The organism is Streptomyces sp. R21 (assembly GCF_041051975.1).
Classification (GTDB): Bacteria; Actinomycetota; Actinomycetes; order Streptomycetales; family Streptomycetaceae; genus Streptomyces.
Genome location: NZ_CP163435.1, coordinates 5,830,851 through 5,851,424 on the forward strand (window position 1 = coordinate 5,830,851; position 20,574 = coordinate 5,851,424).

Below are 20,574 nucleotides of genomic sequence, written 5' to 3' on the forward strand. Positions count from 1 at the left end.
TTCCGCCGCTAGGCGGCCTCCGCCTCCTCCTTCTCGGGCATCCGCGCCTTCAGCATCACCCCGGCCACCACCGCCAGCGTCGCCACGATGCCGGCCGTGAGCACCGCCCAGTCGCCCAGGAAGGTGCACAAGATGACCAGCAACGCGGTGACCGGCAGGACGAGTTGCTGGGCGATGCCCACCTTGAAGTGGCGGGCGTGCAGCACCCACACGGTCAGGAAGTACAACGCCGTCGGCAGGGTCACCGAGGCGGACGCGGCGAGGGTCGAGATGTGTGCCTTGCCGACCGCCTGCTCCACGGCGACCTCGAGACCCGCGCCGATCGCGGCCGCCGACGCGAAGATCAGGTAGTGGCCGTAACCCCACAGGAAGGCCTGCCCGTTGGACCGCAGATGCCCGTGGATGGGGACCGCGAAGTAGATCCACCACGCGGAGAAGACGATCAGCAGCCCTCCCGCGGCGATCGGCAGCAGTTCGTTCAACGCGTCGTGTTCGTCCACACCCGACTTCACGGCGACCGTGGCGGCGGCGATCGTCTCGCCCAGCACGATGATGGTGAACAGCCCGTACCGCTCCGAGATGTGGTGCGGATGCCAGGACGTCGTGAAGTCCTTCTCCGCGTACAGCGGGACACACAGCTCGGCGACCGCCATCACCAGGAACGCCCAGGGGCGGGCGGGCTCCGGCAGGAACAGCAGCGCCAGCCAGCCGACCTGGCACAGCAGCACGCCTCCCGCGTACCGCAGCGCCATGGTTCTCTCGGCACCCCCGGTCGAGCGTGCCGCGCGAACCCACTGCGTGATCATCGCGAATCTCATGACCATGTAACCGAGTACGACGATCAGGAACTCGTGGTCCTCGAACGCCCGCGACACCCCGGCGGCGAGCACCAGGACTCCGGCGATCTGGACCAGCGTGACGACCCGGTAGAGCGCGTCGTCGTTGTCGTACGCCGAGGCGAACCAGGTGAAGTTCATCCACGCCCACCAGATGGCGAAGAAGACCATCGCATAGCTGAGGATGCCCTCGCCCGCGTGCCCCTCGGCCACGGAGTGCACCAGCTGGATGCCCGCCTGCGCGATGGCCACGACAAAACAGAGGTCGAAGAAGAGCTCCAGCGGCGACGCGACGCGGTGTGCTTCGGACCGCCCTCGGGCGGTCATTGGGCGCAGCGATTTACGCGAGGTCGGCCGCGGCGGCGGAGGGGTTTTTGAAGCGGAACTGGACGTCATACGGCCAAGCACAGCAGAAACTCCCCGAAAATTCTTGTGAATGGGTTCACAAGCTCGTTCGGGGCCAAAGTCCCGAAGAGATGCCCAGGTCGGACGCAGTATGCGCGGCCATCCCCGGCGTGAAGAGGGACCTTCGGACCCCGATCGGGGACCAACGCGGCGCCCACAGTCGCCGGAGGGGGCGTGCAATGGAGTCGAAGCGACGGACCGATGCGGAAGGCACGGGCGATGACTGCCACTCCTGCGGAAAAGACGGCCGGCGAGCCTGCGGGCACGACCGTTCACGGCACGGCCTGGGACGGTTTCAAGGGCGGCCTGTGGCGTGACGCCATTGACGTCCGCGACTTCGTCCAGTGCAACTACACCCCCTACGAGGGCGACGGATCCTTCCTCGTCGGACCGACCGCGCGTACCACCGAGGTCTGGAACAAGATCCTCGCGATGTTCCCGGCCGAGATCGAACGCGGCATCCATGACGTCGACGTGAAGACCCCTTCCCGTATCGACGCCTTCGCGCCCGGCTACATCGACCGCGGCCTCGACCTCGTCGTGGGCCTGCAGACGGATGCCCCGCTCAAGCGCGCCATCATGCCCAACGGCGGCTGGCGCATGGTCGAGACCGCTCTCAACGCCTATGGCTACGAGGCCGACCCCGCCGTCCGCGACATCTACACCAGCCTCCGCAAGACCCACAACGACGGTGTCTTCGACGCCTACACGCCGGAGATCCGCGCCTGCCGCTCCTCCGGCATCATCACCGGCCTGCCCGACGCCTACGGCCGCGGCCGCATCATCGGCGACTACCGGCGCGTCGCCCTCTACGGAGTCGACCGCCTCATCGAGGCCAAGCGGGCCGACAAGGACGTCCTCGGCGCCGAGTGGCCGACTGAGCGTGTCATTCAGGAACGCGAGGAAACCAGTGAGCAGATCCGGGCCCTCGCCGAACTCAAGTCCATGGCCCGCTCCTACGGCCATGACATCTCCGGGCCCGCCACCACCGGCCGCGAGGCCGTCCAGTGGCTGTACTTCGCCTACCTCGCCGCCGTGAAGGAGCAGAACGGCGCCGCCATGTCGATCGGCCGCATCGACGCCTTCCTCGACATCTACCTCCAGCGGGACATCGAAGCGGGCCGCCTCACCGAGTCCGAGGCCCAGGAGCTCATCGACGACTTCGTCATCAAGCTCCGCATCGTCCGCTTCCTGCGCACCCCCGAGTACAACGAGCTCTACTCCGGCGACCCCACCTGGGTCACCTGGTCCATGGCCGGCATCGGCGAGGACGGGCGCCCCCTCGTCACCCGCACCACCTTCCGCGCCCTGCGCACCCTCTACAACCTCGGCCCGGCCCCCGAGCCCAACCTCACCGTCTTCTGGTCGCAACGCCTTCCCGAGGGCTTCAAGGCGTACGCCTCCCAGGTCGCCATCGACACCAGCGCCCTCCAGTTCGAGTCCGACGAACTGATGCGCCCCAAGTACGGCGATGACACCGCCATAGCCTGCTGCGTCTCCGCCATGGCCATGGGCAAGCAGATGCAGTTCTTCGGCGCCCGAGTGAACGTCGCCAAGGCCCTGCTCTACGCCATCAACGGTGGTCGCGACGAGAAGTCCGGCGAGACCGTCGTCGAGGGCTTCGAGCCCATCACCGACGACTACCTCGACTACGAGACCGTCCTCGCCCGCTACGACGCGATGCTCGGCTGGCTCGCGAAGACCTACGTCCACGCGCTCAACGTCATCCACTACATGCACGACAAGTACGCCTACGAGCGCATCGAGATGGCCCTGCACGACCGGGAGATCGTGCGCACCATGGCCTGCGGCATCGCTGGTCTGTCGGTCGCCGCCGACTCGCTCTCCGCTATCAGGCACGCGCGCGTGAAGGTGATCCGCGACGACACGGGACTCGCCGTCGACTACGAGATCGAGGGCGGCTACCCGGCCTACGGCAACAACGACGACCGCGCCGACTCGCTCGCCCAGTGGATCGTCCACGACTTCATGGAGAAGATCCGACAGCACCCGACCTACCGTGACGCGGTGCACACACAGTCCGTGCTGACCATCACCTCGAACGTCGTCTACGGCAAGAAGACCGGCAACACCCCCGACGGCCGCCGCTCCGGCAGCCCTTTCGCACCCGGCGCCAACCCCATGAACGGGCGCGACGAGCACGGCTACATCGCCTCCGCCCTCTCGGTCGCAAAGCTCCCGTACGACGACGCGGAGGACGGCATCTCGCTGACCAACACCATCACGCCCGACGCACTGGGCCGCACCCCCGAGGAGCGCACCGCCAACCTCTCCGGTGTCCTCGACGGATTCATGGCGAGCGGCGGATTCCACATGAACGTCAACGTGCTCGACAAGGCGACGCTCGAGGACGCGATGGAACACCCGGAGAACTACCCGCAGTTGACCATCAGGGTCTCCGGCTACGCGGTCAACTTCGTCCGCCTCACGCGAGAGCAGCAGCTGGACGTCATCAACCGCACCTTCCACGGCTCGCTGTAAGGACTTTGTGCCATGACCACGCTGCCCGCGTCCACGCCGGCCACCCCGGCCGCGGCGCCGACGCACTGCCCGGGCTTCGCGGCGGCGGCCACCCCCGCCGCCGCGGCGACCCGCCGCCCCGCCACGGGATCGGTCCACTCCTGGGACCTGTCGACCGGTGTCGACGGTCCGGGCAGCCGCTTCGTCACCTTTCTGTCCGGCTGCCCGCTGACCTGCCTGTACTGCCAGAACCCCGACACCTGGCGGATGGGCAACGGCCGGCGCACCACGGCCGACGACGTGGTCGCCGAGGCCCGCAAGTACACCCGGTTCATCGAGGCCGCGGGCGGCGGCGCCACCATCAGCGGTGGCGAGCCCCTTCTCCAGCCCGTGTTCACCGGCGAGCTGCTGCACCGCTTCAAGCACGAGCTGGGCCTGCACACCGCCCTCGACACCTCGGGCTTCCTCGGCGTCCGCGCCACCGACGCCCTGCTGCGCGATGTCGACCTGGTCCTGCTCGACATCAAGTCCTGGGACCGGGACACCTACAAGAAGGTCACCGGTCGCCCGCTGCGGCCGACGCTCGACTTCGCCCGGCGCCTGGCCGGCCTCGGCAAGGACGTGTGGGTCCGTTTCGTGCTCGTGCCCGGCCTCACCGACGACCCCGCGAACATCGAGGGCGTCGCCGCCTTCGCCGCATCGCTCGGCAACGTCTCGCGCGTCGACGTCCTGCCCTTCCACAAGCTGGGCGAGGCCAAGTGGCAGGCCCTCGGCAAGCCCTTCACCCTGCACGACACCCCGGCGCCGACCCGGGAGCAGACAGCCCTGGCCAAGGAGATCTTCGGCGCCCACGGCCTCCGGGCGGTGTGACTCCGGTGGGCATCCGAACGGCCGGTCGGCCCCTTCGGCGTACCCTGGGGGCATGAGTACCGCCCCGACCCCCGAACCGCGCGACCCGAAGAACGCGCTCGTCTTCGACGACCCGCTGAGCCGGCAGTCCTCGGACGACACGGACGACGGATGGGGCGAGCGGCCCAGCGCCGCCGGCGACAGCGCCGCCGACCTGAAGCGCTTCCTCGACGAGAAGCCGCCCCACCACATCTGAACCCGGGCCCGGAACCCCCGTGTCCGGGCCCAGGCCTCCCGGGCCCGCCCCCACAGAGCGGCGGCTAGTCCGCGCTGTGCCCGGAACCGCGCTGCGCCACCAGGGCGTCGCGGATCTCCTTGAGGACCTCCAGCTCGGACACTTCGATGACCTCCTGCGCGCCCTCCTTCGCCTTCTGGCGGGCGGCCTGCCGGGCCAGGTACTTGGACATTGGCAGGACCATGAGGAAGTAGACGACGGCCGCGGTGATCACGAACGTGAGCGTCGCGCTGAGGACCGTGCCCCACATGATCGGAATGCCCTTGGTGACCGTGCCCGTCGCCTTGTCGACCACGCAGGGGGACTTCAGGCACGACCTGTACTTGTCGAGGTCCTTGGTGCCGAACGCGCCGACCAGTGGATTGATCACACCCTTCACCACCGAGTTGACGATGTTCGTGAAGGCGGCGCCGATAACCACCGCGACGGCCAGATCGACGACGTTCCCACGCATCAGAAAGGCTTTGAAGCCCTCCCAGACGCCCGGCTTCTTCTCGCTCACCAAGAGCCCCCTCTGCACAAGTTGTGGAACAAACAGCTCCGCAACCTACGTCAGGGCCCGCCGGGCCTGTCCAATTCGGTAGCTCGAACGAGGGACTTGACACCCATTCGGCGATGCGTCGCAGGATGCTCAGCACAGCGTCACCGCCAGTCGTGAGGTCGCGCTCGCCCCAGCCAGCCGCGCGGCGGTGGCTCGTGGAACCGACAGGACGAGCAGCGCCCCGGTCTCGGTGGCACCGACGTCCGGCACGTCGGTCACCCGCGCGCCGGACGCGACCACCCGCGCCGCCCCGCCGGTGTCCGCCGCGACCACATCGACCCGGTCGCCCGGCCGCAACAGCCTGACGGTGGCCCCGTCGGCGATCCGCACCGGCGCCGTGACCCTGTCGACCGCATGCCGCCCGCGTGCGGAAGCGGCATCAGAAGCAGGGGTGGAGGCGGGAGCCGCCGCGGGCCGCCCGCGCGCCCGTTCGGCGTCACGAGGGCCCGCCGCCACGAGCGCGGCCGCCGTGACCGCGAGCCCCGCGGCCACGGCCCGCCTTCGGTGCCGCAGCAGACGGCGGAGCAGGTACGCACCGCCGCGCACCCGCACGGGTGCGAAGTGCGGCACCTCGCACGTGGGAGGAGCGTCCGTGCCCAGCGGGCGTACCGGAGGAGAGAGCTGTGCCATGGTGACCACCACCTGCGACGAGAGATCGGCTTGCGATCCCACGATGAGGCTTCGCGGCGAAGCCCGCCGGGGCCGGTGGGTTACTCGCGGGTTGTGGACAACTCGCTCACCCGAACGGGAAGTTCCGCCCTGTGTGGCACACCCTTCGGCCCCCGTCGCGGCGGAAGGTCACGGCAGCTCGAACCCCGGATCCATCCCGCCCAGCGCCTTGGTGCACAGGCAGTCCCGCGTCTCGTTGGCCGGCAGTCCCGCCACCGCGTCGAACAGCACGCCGCGCAGCCGGTCGACGTTCGCGGCGAACACCTTCAGCACCTCGTCGTGCGAGACGCCCTCGCCGGTCTCGGCGCCCGCGTCGAGGTCGGTGACCAGCGTCAATGACGTATAGCAGAGCTCCAGTTCGCGGGCGAGCGCCGCCTCGGGGTGACCGGTCATGCCCACCACGGACCAGCCCTGCGCCTGGTGCCACAGCGATTCGGCGCGGGTCGAGAAGCGCGGTCCCTCGACCACCACGAGCGTGCCACCGTCCACAGGCTCCCAGTCCCGGCCGCGGGCGGCCTCCAGCGCGGCCTTGCGGCCGACGGGGCAGTACGGGTCGGCCAGGGACACGTGCACGACGTTCGGCACACTGCCGCCGGGCAGCGGCAGTCCGTCGAAGTACGTCTGTGTCCGCGCCTTCGTGCGGTCGACCATCTGGTCCGGGACGAGCAGCGTCCCCGGCCCGTACTCCGGGCGCAGACCGCCCACCGCGCAGGGGCCGAGCACCTGGCGGGCACCGACGGAGCGCAGGGCCCACAGGTTGGCCCGGTAGTTGATGCGATGCGGCGGCAGATGGTGGCCGCGTCCGTGCCGGGGGAGGAAGGCGACCCGTCGCCCGGCGATCTCGCCGAGGAACAGGGAGTCGCTGGGCGGCCCGTACGGGGTGTCGACCTGTATCTCGGTCACGTCGTCGAGGAAGGAGTAGAAGCCCGAGCCGCCGATGACACCGATCTCGGCCCTGGCCTGCTCCTGCTCCCCGGCCGGGCCCTGAGAGTTCTCCGTGTTCGCCATGGACCGCACCCTAGCCGGGCCACGGAACGCCGAAGACCCCGCCGTCGTACGACGACAGGGTCCCGTAAGAAATGAGCCTTACGCGGCGGAGCTGCTGCTGGACGAACCGCTGCCCGACGACTTCGTGTCCGAGGAGGACGACGAAGACGAGGAGGTCGACGACGAAGACGAAGAGCTCGACGACGAACTCGACGAGGAGGTGGTCGACGGCTTCGACGCCGGCGAGCTGCTCGACGAGGAGCCGCGGCTGTCATTGCGGTAGAAGCCGGAGCCCTTGAAGACGATGCCGACGGCCGAGAACACCTTCTTCAGGCGGCCACCGCAGTTGGGGCACTCGGTCAGGGCGTCATCGGTGAACTTCTGCACCGCCTCGAGGCCCTCGCCGCACTCGGTGCACTGGTACTGGTAGGTCGGCACTTGTCTTCCTCCTGGCACTCTCACTCAATGAGTGCTAACGACGGTCCATAGTGACGTATTCCTCGGGATCAGTCCACCGCCACCGGCACTCGGTGACCGACGCCACGTGCCACCGTGCGGCTGCGGGGCCGTGACGAGAGGTGCGAGCGCAGGGTCACCAGGGTCGCCAGGGCCAGTGCCGTACCGGCCATCGGCACCAGGAACCCGGCGCCGTCCCAGAGGCGGTCCTCCAGCTGCCCGGCGACCGTGACGGCCGCCGCCTGGCCGAGCGCGACCGCGCCCGTCAGCCAGGTGAAGGCCTCGGTACGGGCGGTCGCCGGCACCAGGTTCTCGACCAGCGTGTAGCCGGTGATCAGGGCCGGAGCGATGCACATGCCGACCAGGAGGCCGATTCCGGCGAGCACCACCACGGAGTGGGCGGCCCAGAGACCGGAGGCGGTCAGTGCGAGGGCCGTGTACCCGATGACGAGGCGCCGCTGCGGGGCGACCTTCCAGGCGATGGCGCCGCAGACGACCCCGGAGAGCATGTTGCCCGCCGCGAAGACGCCGTACAGGACGCCGTTCATCCCGGGCTCGCCGATCGACTCGGAGAAGGCGGCGAGCGAGACCTGCATGCCGCCGAAGACGGAGCCGATGCCGAGGAAGGTCACGATCAGGACGCGTATGCCGGGGATGCGCAGCGCGGAAACGTGCTCCACGCGCGCGTGTGCCGCAGGGGCGACGGAAGGCTGTGTGCTCTTCTGCGCGGCGAACAACAGTCCGCCGATCAGGGTCAGCGCGGACTCGGTGAGCAGGCCCGCGGCGGGATCCACGGCGGTGCACAGCGCGGTCGCCACCAGCGGGCCGAGGACGAAGGTCAGTTCATCGGTGACGGACTCGAAGGCCGCCGCCGTGGTCATCAGGGGCGAGCCCTGGAGCTTCACGCCCCAGCGGGCACGGACCATGGGGCCGACCTGCGGCACCGAGGCCCCGGTCGGCACGGCCGCCGCGAACAGCGCCCACAGGGGAGCGCCCGAGAGCGCCAGCGCCGTCAGCGCGAGGCCTGAGACGGCGTGCACGAGGACGCCGGGCAGCAGGACGGCGCGCTGCCCGTGGCGGTCCGCCAGGCGGCCGCTGTAGGGCGCGAACAGCGCCATGGAGACACCGGTGACGGCGGCGACGGCGCCGGCCGCGCCGTACGAACCGGTGGTGTGCTGCACGAGGAGCACGATCGAGATGGTCAGCATCGCGAACGGCTGGCGTGCGGCGAAGCCGGGGAGCAGGAACGTCCAGGCGCCGCGGGTGCGCAGCAGCTGTCCGTACCCCGGGCGGGAGGAAACCGACGAGTCCTTCGACGGCTCGGAGGTGACCGTGGATGCCACGGCCCGTGCCTTTCTGCCGCCTGGTAGCGCGCCCGTGCGGGGGCGCCGAGAGCTGTCCTCTTGCGCGGAACTGCGGTAGATACCGGGTCGCCCACTGCGAGGGCACCGCGGCCGCCATACGGTCGCGCCAGCTCTGCTTCAGACAGAGTTGGTTCGATCAGTTGGTTCGATCAAGGTGGGCCTTCATCCTACAGGGCCGGGCGAGGCGATGCCTGTGAAAACGAGCACCACGGTGACGTTCGCCTACGAATGCATATTCGTCCCTTAATGTCCGCTGTCGCCGGTGCCCAGCCAGCCGGCCAGCTTGCCGCCCTGGCCGACGGCGCGCAGCCGCTTCTCCGCCGCGTCCCGGACCGGGTCGGTGGCCACCACGAGCAGCTCGTCGCCGCGCCGCAGCACGGTTGTGGGCAGCGGCACGAAGGACGTCCCTTCGCGTACGACGAGCGTGACGGCGGCGCCCGCGGGCAGCCGCAGCTCGTGGACCTCGACGCCGTGCATGCGCGATCCCTTCGGGATCGCGACGGACAGCAGGTGGCCGCGCAGCCGCTCCAGAGGGGCCGATTCGATCCCCAGATCGGCTGCCTCCGGGGACTCGCCCAGCCGGAGCTTGCGGGCCAGCCAGGGCAGGGTGGGGCCCTGTACGAAGGTGTAGACGACCACCAGGACGAAGACGATGTTGAAGATCCGCAGGCTTCCCTCGATGCCGCTGACCATCGGGATCGTCGCCAGGATGATGGGCACGGCGCCGCGCAGCCCGGCCCAGGACATCAGGGTCTGCTCCTGCCAGGGCAGCCGGAACGGCAGCAGGCTGACCAGCACGCTCAGGGGTCGCGCCACCATGGTGAGGATCAGGCCGATGACGAGCGCGGGCCAGATGTCGTCGCCCATCCGGTGCGGTGTGACCAGCAGGCCGAGCAGGACGAACATGCCGATCTGGGCGATCCAGCCGAGGCCTTCGGCGAAACCGCGCGTGGCGGGCCAGTGCGGCAGCTTCGCGTTGCCGAGCACCATCGCCGCGAGATACACGGCGAGGAAGCCGCTGCCGTGCGCCAGCGCGCCGGCGGCGTACGCCGTGACCGCGATCGCCATCACGGCGATCGGATAGAGGCCGGAGGCGGGCAGCGCCACGTGGCGCAGCCCCCATGATCCGAGCCAGCCCACCGCGAGACCGAGGGCCGCGCCGATGGCCAGCTCCAGGGCTATCTCGCCCAGCAGTACGTACCAGTGCTCCACTGGGCCGACCGTGGAGAAGGCGACGACCAGGATGACCACCGGGGCGTCGTTGAAGCCCGACTCGGCCTCCAGGACACCCGTCACGCGCGCGGGGAGGGGCACTTTCCGCAGGACCGAGAAGACCGCCGCCGCGTCCGTCGAGGACACCACCGCTCCGACGATGAGCGCCGGCCGCCAATCCAGCCCGACGAGGTAGTGCGCCCCCGCGGCCGTGACTCCGACGCTGACCGCGACACCGACCAGCGCCAGTGAGGAGGCAGCCGGAAGTGCCGGTCTGACCTCCTTCCACTTCGTACCGAGACCGCCCTCGGCCAGGATCACGACCAGGGCCGCGTATCCGATGACCTGGGTCAGCTCGGCGTTGTTGAAGTGGACGTCGCCGATCCCGTCCTGGCCCATGGCGATGCCGATGCCGAGGTATACGAGCAGGCTGGGGAGCCCGCTGCGCGAGGAGATCCGAACCGCTGCCACCGCGACGAGCAGAACGAGCGAGCAGACGAGCAGGAGCTGGTTGAGGTGGTGGACAGTCAGCGGTCCTTCCCTTCTCTGACCCAGGCACTTAGTTACCTTGTCTAGTTACCCTACCTAACTCTTGACGCTTTCTTGACACTTCTCAGGGCAAGATCGAACGGCCGTCCGCCCAGGGACCCGACTCCGCGTCAAGGCGCGGTGGGCCCTGCGCCTATGGTTGCTCCAGCACTCCAGGACCGCCTGCCGCTCGCGTTAGGACAGCAAGGACAGCGATGCCCCCCAACACCACCGCCTCTTCCGGCCAAAAGCCGGGCAAGTCCGGCAGGAAGAAGGGGCGCAGAGCCCGTCTGTTCCTGATCGTCCTGGTCCTGGCCATCGTGGGAGGCGTCGCCTTCGGCGCGTACTGGAGCATCAGCACCGTGCGCGCCTCCTTCCCGCAGACCAAGGGCTCGATCACGCTCGACGGTCTGTCAGGACCCGTGGACGTGCAGCGGGACGGCAACGGAATACCGCAGATCTACGCGGCGTCCGACGCGGACCTGTTCATGGCGCAGGGGTACGTCCAGGCGCAGGACCGGTTCTACGAGATGGACGTGCGCCGCCACATGACCTCGGGCCGGCTGTCCGAGATGTTCGGCAAGGGGCAGGTCGAGAACGACGAGTTCCTGCGCACGCTGGGCTGGGACCGGGTGGCAAAGAAGGAGTACGACACCAAACTGTCGGCCTCTACGAAGAACTACCTCCAGGCGTACGCCAAGGGAGTCAATGCCTACCTGAAGGGCAAGGACGGCAAGGACATCTCCCTGGAGTACGCGGCCCTCGGCTTCTCCAACGACTACGAGCCCCAGGAGTGGACCCCGGTCGACTCGGTGGCCTGGCTCAAGGCGATGGCCTGGGACCTGCGCGGCAACATGCAGGACGAGATCGATCGCTCCCTGATGACGAGCCGTCTCGGCCCGAAGCAGATCGCCGACCTGTACCCGGATTACCCGTACAGCCGGAACAAGACGATCGTCCAGGAGGGCGAGTACGACACGGTCACCAAGTCGTACGTCCAGGGCAGCTCCGCCACGGCCTCCTCGACCGGTACGGCGGGCACCGGCCTCACGGGCAACGTCACGGCGTCCGGCACGGGGCTGCAGAGCCAGCTGTCGGGCCTTTACGACGTCCTCGACAACGTGCCCACGGCCGTCGGCGTGAACGGCAACGGCATCGGCTCCAACTCCTGGGTCGTCGCCGGGTCGCACACCATCACCGGCAAGCCGCTGCTGGCCAACGACCCGCACCTGTCGGCCTCGCTGCCCTCGGTCTGGTACCAGATGGGTCTGCACTGCCGCAGCGTCTCCAGCAAGTGCCAGTACGACGTGACCGGTTACACCTTCGCGGGCATGCCCGGTGTGGTCATCGGCCACAACCAGGACATCGCCTGGGGCATGACCAACTCCGGGGCGGACGTCACCGACCTCTACCTGGAGAAGCTCACCGGCGACGGCTACCAGTACGACGGCAAGGTGCTGCCCTTCACGTCCCGCGAGGAGACGATCAAAATCGCGGGCGCCGAGTCCAAGAAGATCGTCGTCCGCGAGACCAACAATGGGCCCCTGCTGTCCGACCGCAACGACGAGCTCGTGAAGGTCGGCAAGAAGGCCACCGTCGACACGGCGGCGCCCGACCGCGGCGACGGCTACGGCATCTCGCTGCGCTGGACCGCGCTGGACCCGGGCAACTCCATGGACGCCGTCTTCGCGATGGACAAGGCCTCCGACTGGAGCGAGTTCCGCAAGGCGTCCACGTCCTTCGACGTGCCCTCTCAGAACCTGATCTACGCCGACACCAAGGACAACATCGGCTATCAGCTGCCCGGGAAGATCCCGATGCGCGGCAAGGGCAACGGCTCGCTCCCGTCGCCGGGCTGGGACTCCAAGTACAAGTGGACCGGCTACATCCCGCAGTCCGCGCTGCCCTACGAGTACAACCCGAAGCGCGGCTACATCGTGACCGCCAACCAGGCCGTCGTCGACGAGGGCAAGTACCCCTACACGCTCACCACGGACTGGGGTTACGGCACGCGCAGCCAGCGGATCACCGACCTGATCCAGTCGAAGATCGACGGCGGCGGCAAGATCTCGACCGACGACATGCGCCAGATGCAGCTGGACAACAGCAGCGAGATCGCCAAGCTCCTGGTGCCCAAGCTGCTCAAGATCGACGTCAAGGACAAGAACGTCCGCGAGGCGCAGAAGCTCCTGGAGGGCTGGGACTACACCCAGGATGCCGACTCGGCGGCCGCCGCGTACTTCAACGCGACCTGGCGCAACATCCTCAAGCTCGCCTTCGGCAACAAGCTGCCCAAGGAACTGCGGGTCAAGGGCCAGTGCCTGTACGTCGACCCGGTCGACACCACCGGTCCCGTGGACGATGACGACGACAAGGTCCGCGAGTGCGGCCAGCGCGATGCCGACCAGGCCCAACCGGACGGCGGCGACCGCTGGTTCGAGGTGGTCCGCAAGATCATCGACGATGAGAAGAACGACTGGTGGCAGGCGCCCAGGACGCGCCTGGACAAGGCGACCGACACCCGTGACGAGCTGTTCGCGCGGGCCCTCAAGGACGCCCGCTGGGAGCTGACCGCCAAGCTCGGCAAGGACATCGACACCTGGAGCTGGGGCCGGCTGCACCGCCTGTTCCTGAAGAACCAGACCCTCGGTACCGAAGGCCCCGGTTTCCTGAAGTACATGCTCAACCGCGGCCCCTGGAAGCTCAGCGGCGGCGAGGCGACGGTCAACGCGACCGGCTGGAACGCGGCGGGTGGCTACGGAGTGGTCTGGGTGCCGTCCATGCGGATGGTGGTCAACCTCGGGGACCTCGACAAGTCCAAGTGGATCAACCTCTCCGGCGCCTCCGGGCACGCTTACAGCGCCCATTACACCGACCAGACGGACAAGTGGGCCAAGGGCGAACTGCTGCCGTGGGCCTTCTCGCGGAAGGCGGTCGACAAGAGCACGAGCGACACGCTGGTGCTCAAGCCGTGACGACCCGCGCATGACGAATATGGCCCTCCACGCACGCGTGGAGGGCCATTTCACTTGCCGTACACGAAACCGCCCGTACGAACCGCCGGTACGAAACCGCTCAGCGGAAGCGGCGTACGCCCGACGGGGTCACCACCGCGTGCACCGGCCGGTCGTGTGCCTCCTCGGGGACGCGCTCGACGACTTCCGTGTCGTACAGGAGCACCACGAGAGCGGGGTCGGCGCCCGCGCGCTCCAACCGGGCCAGTACGCGGTCGTACGAGCCCCCGCCGCGGCCCAGGCGCATGCCGCGCGCGTCCACCGCCAGCCCCGGCAGCAGCACGACGTCCGCGTCCCGCACGGCGTCCGCGCCGAGGCGCTCGCCCGCGGGCTCCAAGAGGGCCATCTTTCCGCCATGTTGGACGCGCGCGAGGGAGCCCTCTCCGGCGTAGGCGCCCCAGTCCAGGTCGTTGTCGGGCAGAAGCGCCGGGAGCAGAACGCGCACGCCCCGCGCGCGCAGCGCGTCCAGGAGCGCGAGAGTTCCGGGCTCACTCCCCACGGAGACGTACGCCGCCACCGTGCGCGCATGCGCCAGTTCGGGCAGTTCAAGAGCGCGGGCGGCGAGCGCTGCCGCGGTTTCCTGCACGTCATCCGCCGTCAACCGGCTTCTCACCGTGAGGAACTCTCGCCGCAACATTCGCTTGGCAGGCTCTGGTCCAGATCCGACGTGACTCACAGGTGTCTCCTGTACGTTTCTCAAACATGCTCATATGAGAGCGAATTAACCGGAGACACAGATTCCGCACATAGCCACCGGATATGGTTGCGGGCATGACTGACTCGCACCCCAGGATCAGTAAGGCTGTCATCCCAGCAGCAGGCCTCGGCACCCGGTTCCTGCCGGCCACCAAAGCCACTCCCAAGGAGATGCTGCCGGTCGTCGACAAGCCGGCGATCCAGTACGTGGTCGAAGAGGCCGTGTCGGCGGGTCTGGACGACGTCCTGATGATCACCGGTCGCAACAAGCGCCCCCTCGAGGACCACTTCGACCGCAACTACGAGCTCGAGTCCGCCCTTCAGAAGAAGGGCGACGCCAGCCGGCTCGCCAAGGTTCAGGAGTCCAGCGACCTCGCGACCATGCACTACGTGCGCCAGGGCGACCCCAGGGGTCTCGGCCACGCCGTCCTGTGCGCGGCCCCGCACGTGGGGCACGAGCCCTTCGCCGTCCTCCTCGGCGACGACCTGATCGACCCGCGCGACCCCCTGCTCGCGCGCATGGTCGAGGTCCAGGAGCAGCACGGCGGCAGCGTCATCGCGCTCATGGAAGTCGCTCCCGAGCAGATCCACCTCTACGGATGCGCCGCCGTCGACGCCACCGACGAGGGCGATCTGGTGAAGGTGACGGGCCTGGTCGAGAAGCCGGACCCGGCGGACGCGCCCAGCAACTACGCGATCATCGGACGTTACGTCCTGGACCCCCACATCTTCGACATACTGCGCAAGACCGAGCCGGGCCGCGGCGGCGAGATCCAGCTCACCGACGCGCTCCAGCAGCTCGCCGCGGACGAGAAGGTCGGTGGCCCCGTGCACGGTGTCGTCTTCAAGGGCCGCCGCTATGACACCGGGGACCGCGGCGACTACCTGCGTGCCATTGTCAGACTCGCGTGCGAACGTGAAGACCTGGGCCCGGACTTCCGGACCTGGCTTCGCAGTTACGTAGCCGAGGAGATGTAGCAACTTTGAGCAGCCCCGCGCCCCGCGCCGCCGACCAGGACCACCTCTGGTCGGTGACCGAACACCTGGAGGACATCCTCGCGACCGTCCGCCCTCTCGAACCCATCGAGCTGCAACTCCTCGACGCCCAGGGCTGCGTCCTGGTCGAGGACGTCACGGTGGCGGTCTCCCTGCCGCCGTTCGACAACAGCTCCATGGACGGGTACGCGGTCCGGGTCGCCGATGTCGCGGGCGCGAGCGAGGAGTACCCGGCGTCCCTGACAGTCGTCGGTGATGTCGCGGCGGGCCAGGCCGAGCAGCCCTACGTGGGCCCCGGCCAGGCCGCCCGCATCATGACCGGCGCCCCGCTGCCGCCGGGCGCCGAGGCCGTCGTCCCCGTGGAGTGGACCGACGGCGGACTGGGTGGCGGCCCGGTCTCCGGGATGCGCGCCCACAGCGCCGCCCCCGACGGAGCCTCCGGCGAGGTGCAGGTCCACCGCCCGGCCGAGGCACGCGCGCACGTGCGCGCGCAGGGCAGCGACGTCAAGGCCGGTGACCGCGCCCTCGACGCGGGCACCGTCCTCGGCCCGCCGCAGATCGCACTGCTCGCCGCGATCGGCCGCGGGACGGTGCGCGTGCGCCCGCGCCCGCGCGTGGTGGTCCTGTCCACCGGCAGCGAACTGGTCCAGCCCGACGAGGAATTGGGCCCCGGGCAGATCTTCGACTCCAACAGCTTCGCCCTCTGCGCGGCAGCCCGCGACGCCGGAGCCATCGGCTACCGGGTGGGCGCGGTCGCCGACGACGCCGAGACACTCCGCTCGACCATCGAGGACCAACTTGTCCGCGCCGACCTGGTGGTCACGACGGGCGGGGTGAGTGTGGGGGCGTACGACGTCGTCAAGGAAGCCCTGTCCTCCGTCGCCGACGAGGACGAGGCGGGCAGCGGCATCGAGTTCCGCAAGCTCGCCATGCAGCCCGGCAAGCCCCAGGGCTTCGGCTCCATCGGCCCCGACCACACCCCGCTGCTCGCGCTCCCGGGCAACCCGGTCTCTTCGTACGTCTCCTTCGAGCTGTTCGTGCGGCCCGCGATCCGCACGCTGATGGGCCTGGAGGACGTCCACCGGCCCACGACCCGGGCGACCCTGGAGACGGCCAAGGCGCTGACCTCGCCCGAAGGCCGCCGGCAGTTCCTGCGGGGGAAGTACGCCGACGGGAAGGTGACCCCGGTAGGAGGCGCCGGATCGCATCTGATCGCCGCCCTGGCCCGGGCCGACGCGCTGATCGTGGTCCCCGAGGGCGACACCTCCGTCGAGCCCGGTGCCGAGGTCGAGGTGGTCCTGCTCGGCTGAGAGCCCCGACTTGGCGGTACCGTGTCGCGCACACAGGCCACGCGCCGCACCGCGACGGGCCCGGACCGGGAGCGCCACCACCATGAGTACGCAGGACCGACTGACACACATCGACGACGCGGGCGCCGCCCGTATGGTCGACGTATCCGGGAAGGACGTGACCGCGCGCACCGCCCGCGCCAGCGGCCGCGTCCTGGTCTCGCCCCGGGTGGTCGAGCTGCTGCGCGGCGAGGGGGTCCCCAAGGGCGACGCCCTCGCCACCGCGCGCATCGCGGGCATCATGGGCGCCAAGCGCACCCCGGACCTGATCCCGCTGTGTCACCCGTTGTCGGTGTCGGGTGTCAAGCTGGATCTGTCGGTCGCGGACGACGCCGTCGAGATCCTCGCCACCGTGAAGACCACCGACCGTACGGGCGTCGAGATGGAAGCCCTCACCGCGGTCAGCGTGGCGGCCCTCACCGTGATCGACATGGTCAAGGCGGTCGACAAGGGAGCGGTCATCACGGACGTACGAGTCGAGGAGAAGACGGGCGGCAAGTCGGGCGACTGGAGCCGGGCATGACGGCGGGGTCGTACCGCGCCCTGGTGGTCACCGCCTCCAACCGGGCCGCCGCGGGTGTCTACGAGGACAAGGGCGGGCCGCTCATCGCGGAGGGGCTGGCGGCGTTCGGCTTCGCGGTCGAGGGGCCGCAGGTCGTCCCCGACGGCGATCCCGTCGAGGCCGCGCTGCGCGCGGGCGTGGATGCCGGATACGACGTGATCGTGACCACCGGTGGTACGGGGATCTCGCCCACCGACAGGACCCCCGAGGCCACCCGGCGCGTCCTCGACCACGAGGTGCCGGGCATTCCGGAGGCGATCAGGGCGTTCGGCCGGGAGAAGGTGCCGACCGCGGCGCTCTCCCGGGGGCTCGCCGGAGTCGCGGGAGCGACGCTGATCGTCAACCTGCCGGGTTCCACCGGCGGGGTACGGGACGGCCTGGCCGTTCTGGAGCCCCTGCTGATCCACGCCGTCGACCAGATCCGCGGCGGCGACCACCCCAGACCCAGCGGCAGTGGGGGTGCGAACTGAACAGCCCATCCTGGCCCGTCGAGCTGGTGGACGGCGACATCGTCCTTCGGCCCATAAAGCTGCGCGATCAGCGGGCCTGGCGCGAGGTCAACCGGCGCAACCGGGACTGGCTGCGGCCGTGGGAGGCGACGATTCCGCCGCCGACGCCCAGCGGCCCGATCGCGCACCGGCCGACGTACCGGCAGATGGTCCGGCATCTGCGCGCCGAGGCCAACGCCGGCCGGATGCTGCCCTTCGTGATCGAGTACCGAGGGCAGCTCGTCGGGCAGTTGACCGTCGCCGGGATCACCTGGGGGTCCATGTGCTCGGGGCACATCGGCTACTGGGTGGACGAGTCGGTGGCGGGCCGCGGAGTGATGCCGACGGCCGTTGCGCTGGTGACCGACCACTGCTTCCGCACCGTCGGACTGCACCGCATCGAGGTCTGCATTCGTCCCGAGAACGCGCCCAGCCGCAGGGTCGTGGAGAAACTCGGATTCCGCGAGGAAGGCCTTCGGCCACGTTATCTTCACATCGACGGAGCCTGGCGCGACCATCTCGTCTTCGCCCTCACCGCGGAAGAGGTGCCGGAGGGGTTGCTCGCCCGCTGGCGGCGGGCACGCTCACGGAACACCCCTCGGAACACCGCCGAGCCGGGGAAATGAAATAGGTGTTCGAAATTGATCGCCCGGCGATCACCTGAGGGCATTAAATTCGCGCTCCCGGTGGCCTGCTGATCGCATCGGTCACAAAAAAAGCTCGAAATATCAGCCAGATCGTGCGACACACCGGCCCAATTGGCAGATGGCCTCACGCAAACCCCTCTACCGTGTGAGGCGTGAGCAGCAGCGGCCTCATCTACGCAGTCATCGTCGGGGCCTGGGCCGCCTACTTGGTGCCGATGTGGCTCCGTAGGCAGGACGAGCTGAACGAAGCCCGTCCGACGGAACGCTTCAGCACCGCCATCCGGCTGCTGTCCGGACGGGCGGGAATGGAGCGCCGGTACGCCAAGGACCTGCGGGCGCGCTCCACCGACGAGGGGGAGCCCAGCGCCGAACCGGGCGCCGTCACCGACTCGGTGGACGTCCGGGCCTTCGCCATGCCTCCGGCACGCCCGCAGACGACGGCCCAACTCCCGCCGTCGGACGAGGCGGAGCGGAAACCGGCGCCTCAGTCCCCTGCTGGGCAGAGTGTCCAGCGGGGCGGCGCCCAGCAGGTGTCCCAGGCGCCCGCCAGGCCCGTACCGCAGCAGTCGGGCAAGTCCGCGCCGAGGCCCTCGGGCAAGCCCGCGCACCAGCAGACGTCGGCGGCGCGACGGGCGGCCTCGGCGGAGGCCGCAGCGCGCGCCCGGCGCACGAAGGTGCTCGCGCGCCGGCGGCGTACGACGGTGATGCTCTTCCTCGCCTTCACGCTCGGCGCGATCGTCGCGGCCGTCGGTGGGCTCGCGTTCCTGTGGGCGCCCGGCGTGCCGGCGGTGTTGCTCAGCGCCTACATCGTGTACCTGCGCGCCCAGGAGCGCCGGCGCTTCACCTACGTCATGGACCGGCGCCAGGCCGAGGTCGCGGCCCAGCGGCTGCGGGAGCGTCAGCCGCGCCGCCGGCCGCCCGTCGACCCCGGGGGCGACGAGCCGGAGGACGGACCAGAGAACGAGACCGACCCCGGGCTGCTGGCGCTGGCCGCCGACCGTCGCGCCCTCGTCGAGCAGACCGACCACGCTGAGTGGGTCGACCAGCAGCGTGAGCGCCAGCGGGGCCCCGGCCACGGCGACAGCTGGGACCCGGTGCCGGTTCCGCTGCCGACGTACGTGACCGCGCCGGTCGCGCCCCGGGCCACGTCCAGCGTCGACCTGGGGGCGCCCGACGCCTGGAGCTCCGCGCGGTCGAGCGCCGCCGAGCCGAGCGCCTCGGGCACGCAGAGCGCGCCGGAGAGTGAGCCCCCGGCCGAGGAACAGTCGGACGCCGCCGACGGCGGCCGCAGCGACGCCCGGCGCGCCGCGTCCGCCCGGCGTGCGCGCGAGCGCGGGCGCACGCCCCTGTTCGACCAGTACGAGGACGGGGAACGGCCGCGCGCGGCCAACGAGTGACGGCGCCTCCGGCAGCCCACGGCTGACCAGCCAGGAACGGATTTCCAAGCACCCTGATGAGGATGCTAGAGTTTCACTCGTTGCAAGGGCCTGTGGCGCAGTCTGGTAGCGCACCTCGTTCGCATCGAGGGGGTCTGGGGTTCAAATCCCCACAGGTCCACCGCAATTCAGAACCCCGTCGGATTCGTCCGGCGGGGTTCTTGCGTTGCGTGTGCGTGTGTGGGGGAGTTGCGGGCGGCCTTGCGGCCGCCCTTTCTTCGTCGGGCTACGGCTGTGGGGGCTGCTGGGAGTTCCGGAGCGGCTTGGCGAAGCAGCGGCTCTGGTTGTGGAAGCGGTAGTGGCCGAACTTGGTGCAGGGTTCGTAGCCGCTCGATATGTAGAGGGCTATCGCCTCGGGCTGCGCGGTGCCGGTTTCCAGGACCATGCGGGTGCGGCCCGCCGTGCGGGCGTCGTCCTCCAGGGCGGACAGGATGCGCCGGGCGAGGCCGCGGCCGCGGGCGCTCGGGACGACGTACATGCGCTTGAGTTCGGCGTCGCCGTCCGAGTACCCCTCGTCGTTCTCGTCCTGGGTGCGCCAGCCGCCCGTGGCCACGGGGAAGTCCTGCTCGTCGTAGGCGATGAGGTATCGGCCGAGCGGCGGTTCGAACATCGAGGCGTGCAGGAATGTGACGTCGCCCTCGTCGCCGTAGCGCTCTGCGTATTCGAGCTGCACCTGGTCGTTGAGCTTGACGGCGTCGGGGTGGTCGAAGGGGACCGGACGGATATTCATGCGAGGCATCGTACTTCTATGCGTTGGGATGGG

Annotated in this window: 19 protein-coding genes and 1 tRNA gene; 11 read left to right on the plus strand and 9 right to left on the minus strand. The window is 69.6% G+C overall.

Features of this window, described 5'->3' with window-relative positions:
* Positions 1-8 precede the first annotated feature (8 nt).
* Positions 9-1,232 carry a low temperature requirement protein A gene (locus AB5J56_RS26170; RefSeq protein WP_369235559.1) on the minus strand — a complete coding sequence of 408 codons (1,224 nt, stop codon included), beginning with the start codon at positions 1,230-1,232 and terminating at the stop codon, positions 9-11.
* Between the two features lie 228 nt (positions 1,233-1,460).
* On the opposite strand from AB5J56_RS26170, the gene pflB reads away from it, so the two are divergent.
* Genes pflB through AB5J56_RS26185 form a run of 3 tightly spaced genes read left to right on the plus strand, consistent with a single transcriptional unit; the run spans position 1,461 to position 4,827 of the window.
* Positions 1,461-3,743 carry a formate C-acetyltransferase gene (gene pflB / locus AB5J56_RS26175; protein ID WP_369235561.1) on the plus strand — a complete coding sequence of 761 codons (2,283 nt, stop codon included), beginning with the start codon at positions 1,461-1,463 and terminating at the stop codon, positions 3,741-3,743.
* 12 nt (positions 3,744-3,755) lie between these two features.
* Entirely contained in the window at positions 3,756-4,592 is an 837-nt protein-coding gene (pflA, locus tag AB5J56_RS26180) for a pyruvate formate-lyase-activating protein (RefSeq protein ID WP_369235563.1), read from the plus strand.
* Positions 4,593-4,644: 52 nt separating this feature from the next.
* Entirely contained in the window at positions 4,645-4,827 is a 183-nt protein-coding gene (locus AB5J56_RS26185) for a hypothetical protein (protein WP_369235565.1), read from the plus strand.
* Positions 4,828-4,891: 64 nt separating this feature from the next.
* Here the strand turns inward: AB5J56_RS26185 and mscL are convergent, their stop codons facing one another.
* The 6 genes from mscL to AB5J56_RS26215 form a co-directional block, all read right to left on the minus strand.
* Positions 4,892-5,368: a large conductance mechanosensitive channel protein MscL gene (gene mscL / locus AB5J56_RS26190; RefSeq protein WP_369235567.1), complete on the minus strand. Its 477-nt coding sequence runs from the start codon at positions 5,366-5,368 to the stop codon at positions 4,892-4,894.
* Positions 5,369-5,497: 129 nt separating this feature from the next.
* Complete coding sequence (locus AB5J56_RS26195) at positions 5,498-6,037, minus strand: hypothetical protein (protein WP_369235569.1); 540 nt, start codon at positions 6,035-6,037, stop codon at positions 5,498-5,500.
* Positions 6,038-6,205: 168 nt separating this feature from the next.
* A complete protein-coding gene (locus AB5J56_RS26200) occupies positions 6,206-7,084 on the minus strand; it encodes an S-methyl-5'-thioadenosine phosphorylase (protein WP_369235571.1) in 879 nt (292 codons plus the stop codon).
* Positions 7,085-7,162: 78 nt separating this feature from the next.
* Positions 7,163-7,501, minus strand: coding sequence for an FmdB family zinc ribbon protein (locus AB5J56_RS26205; protein WP_369235573.1), 339 nt, complete (start codon positions 7,499-7,501; stop codon positions 7,163-7,165).
* A 68-nt stretch (positions 7,502-7,569) separates the two neighbouring features.
* Positions 7,570-8,862: an MFS transporter gene (locus AB5J56_RS26210; protein ID WP_369235575.1), complete on the minus strand. Its 1,293-nt coding sequence runs from the start codon at positions 8,860-8,862 to the stop codon at positions 7,570-7,572.
* A gap of 264 nt (positions 8,863-9,126) precedes the next feature.
* The gene (locus AB5J56_RS26215; RefSeq protein ID WP_369242789.1) at positions 9,127-10,650 is read right to left on the minus strand and encodes a potassium/proton antiporter; all 1,524 of its coding nucleotides are present in this window, start codon (positions 10,648-10,650) and stop codon (positions 9,127-9,129) included.
* Between the two features lie 188 nt (positions 10,651-10,838).
* Here AB5J56_RS26215 and AB5J56_RS26220 point away from each other — a divergent pair, with 188 nt between their 5' ends.
* Positions 10,839-13,598, plus strand: a complete 2,760-nt coding sequence (locus AB5J56_RS26220; protein ID WP_369235577.1) for a penicillin acylase family protein — start codon at positions 10,839-10,841, stop codon at positions 13,596-13,598.
* A gap of 100 nt (positions 13,599-13,698) precedes the next feature.
* Here AB5J56_RS26220 and AB5J56_RS26225 read toward each other — a convergent pair whose 3' ends face one another.
* Positions 13,699-14,313, minus strand: a complete 615-nt coding sequence (locus AB5J56_RS26225; protein WP_369235579.1) for a 5-formyltetrahydrofolate cyclo-ligase — start codon at positions 14,311-14,313, stop codon at positions 13,699-13,701.
* Positions 14,314-14,408: 95 nt separating this feature from the next.
* Between AB5J56_RS26225 and galU the strand changes: the two genes are divergently transcribed.
* The 7 genes from galU to AB5J56_RS26260 all read left to right on the plus strand — a co-directional run bounded on the left by galU (position 14,409) and on the right by AB5J56_RS26260 (position 19,932).
* A complete protein-coding gene (gene galU / locus AB5J56_RS26230; RefSeq protein ID WP_369235581.1) occupies positions 14,409-15,311 on the plus strand; it encodes a UTP--glucose-1-phosphate uridylyltransferase GalU in 903 nt (300 codons plus the stop codon).
* A gap of 5 nt (positions 15,312-15,316) precedes the next feature.
* The gene (gene glp, locus AB5J56_RS26235) at positions 15,317-16,639 is read left to right on the plus strand and encodes a gephyrin-like molybdotransferase Glp (protein WP_369235583.1); all 1,323 of its coding nucleotides are present in this window, start codon (positions 15,317-15,319) and stop codon (positions 16,637-16,639) included.
* A gap of 82 nt (positions 16,640-16,721) precedes the next feature.
* Positions 16,722-17,201 carry a cyclic pyranopterin monophosphate synthase MoaC gene (gene moaC / locus AB5J56_RS26240; protein ID WP_164429950.1) on the plus strand — a complete coding sequence of 160 codons (480 nt, stop codon included), beginning with the start codon at positions 16,722-16,724 and terminating at the stop codon, positions 17,199-17,201.
* Positions 17,198-17,710: a molybdenum cofactor biosynthesis protein B gene (locus AB5J56_RS26245; RefSeq protein ID WP_369235585.1), complete on the plus strand. Its 513-nt coding sequence runs from the start codon at positions 17,198-17,200 to the stop codon at positions 17,708-17,710. The genes moaC and AB5J56_RS26245 overlap by 4 nt, the downstream gene beginning before the upstream one ends.
* 26 nt (positions 17,711-17,736) lie before the next feature.
* Positions 17,737-18,354, plus strand: coding sequence for a GNAT family N-acetyltransferase (locus tag AB5J56_RS26250; protein WP_369235587.1), 618 nt, complete (start codon positions 17,737-17,739; stop codon positions 18,352-18,354).
* Positions 18,355-18,527: 173 nt separating this feature from the next.
* A complete protein-coding gene (gene glpR / locus AB5J56_RS26255) occupies positions 18,528-19,772 on the plus strand; it encodes a gephyrin-like molybdotransferase receptor GlpR (protein ID WP_369235589.1) in 1,245 nt (414 codons plus the stop codon).
* 86 nt (positions 19,773-19,858) lie between these two features.
* A tRNA-Ala gene (locus AB5J56_RS26260) sits at positions 19,859-19,932 on the plus strand.
* 105 nt (positions 19,933-20,037) lie between these two features.
* Here the strand turns inward: AB5J56_RS26260 and AB5J56_RS26265 are convergent.
* The gene (locus tag AB5J56_RS26265; RefSeq protein ID WP_369235591.1) at positions 20,038-20,541 is read right to left on the minus strand and encodes a GNAT family N-acetyltransferase; all 504 of its coding nucleotides are present in this window, start codon (positions 20,539-20,541) and stop codon (positions 20,038-20,040) included.
* Between the last annotated feature and the right edge of the window lie 33 nt (positions 20,542-20,574).

Excerpts from the sequence above, each read along its gene's own strand:
- AB5J56_RS26170 (WP_369235559.1), bottom strand. The coding sequence starts at position 1,232 with ATGACGTCCAGTTCCGCTTCAAAAACCCCTCCGCCGCCGCGGCCGACC.
- pflB (WP_369235561.1), top strand. The coding sequence starts at position 1,461 with ATGACTGCCACTCCTGCGGAAAAGACGGCCGGCGAGCCTGCGGGCACG.
- pflA (WP_369235563.1), top strand. The coding sequence starts at position 3,756 with ATGACCACGCTGCCCGCGTCCACGCCGGCCACCCCGGCCGCGGCGCCG.
- AB5J56_RS26185 (WP_369235565.1), top strand. The coding sequence starts at position 4,645 with ATGAGTACCGCCCCGACCCCCGAACCGCGCGACCCGAAGAACGCGCTC.
- AB5J56_RS26195 (WP_369235569.1), bottom strand. The coding sequence starts at position 6,037 with ATGGCACAGCTCTCTCCTCCGGTACGCCCGCTGGGCACGGACGCTCCT.
- AB5J56_RS26200 (WP_369235571.1), bottom strand. The coding sequence starts at position 7,084 with ATGGCGAACACGGAGAACTCTCAGGGCCCGGCCGGGGAGCAGGAGCAG.
- AB5J56_RS26220 (WP_369235577.1), top strand. The coding sequence starts at position 10,839 with ATGCCCCCCAACACCACCGCCTCTTCCGGCCAAAAGCCGGGCAAGTCC.
- galU (WP_369235581.1), top strand. The coding sequence starts at position 14,409 with ATGACTGACTCGCACCCCAGGATCAGTAAGGCTGTCATCCCAGCAGCA.
- moaC (WP_164429950.1), top strand. The coding sequence starts at position 16,722 with ATGAGTACGCAGGACCGACTGACACACATCGACGACGCGGGCGCCGCC.
- AB5J56_RS26245 (WP_369235585.1), top strand. The coding sequence starts at position 17,198 with ATGACGGCGGGGTCGTACCGCGCCCTGGTGGTCACCGCCTCCAACCGG.
- AB5J56_RS26265 (WP_369235591.1), bottom strand. The coding sequence starts at position 20,541 with ATGAATATCCGTCCGGTCCCCTTCGACCACCCCGACGCCGTCAAGCTC.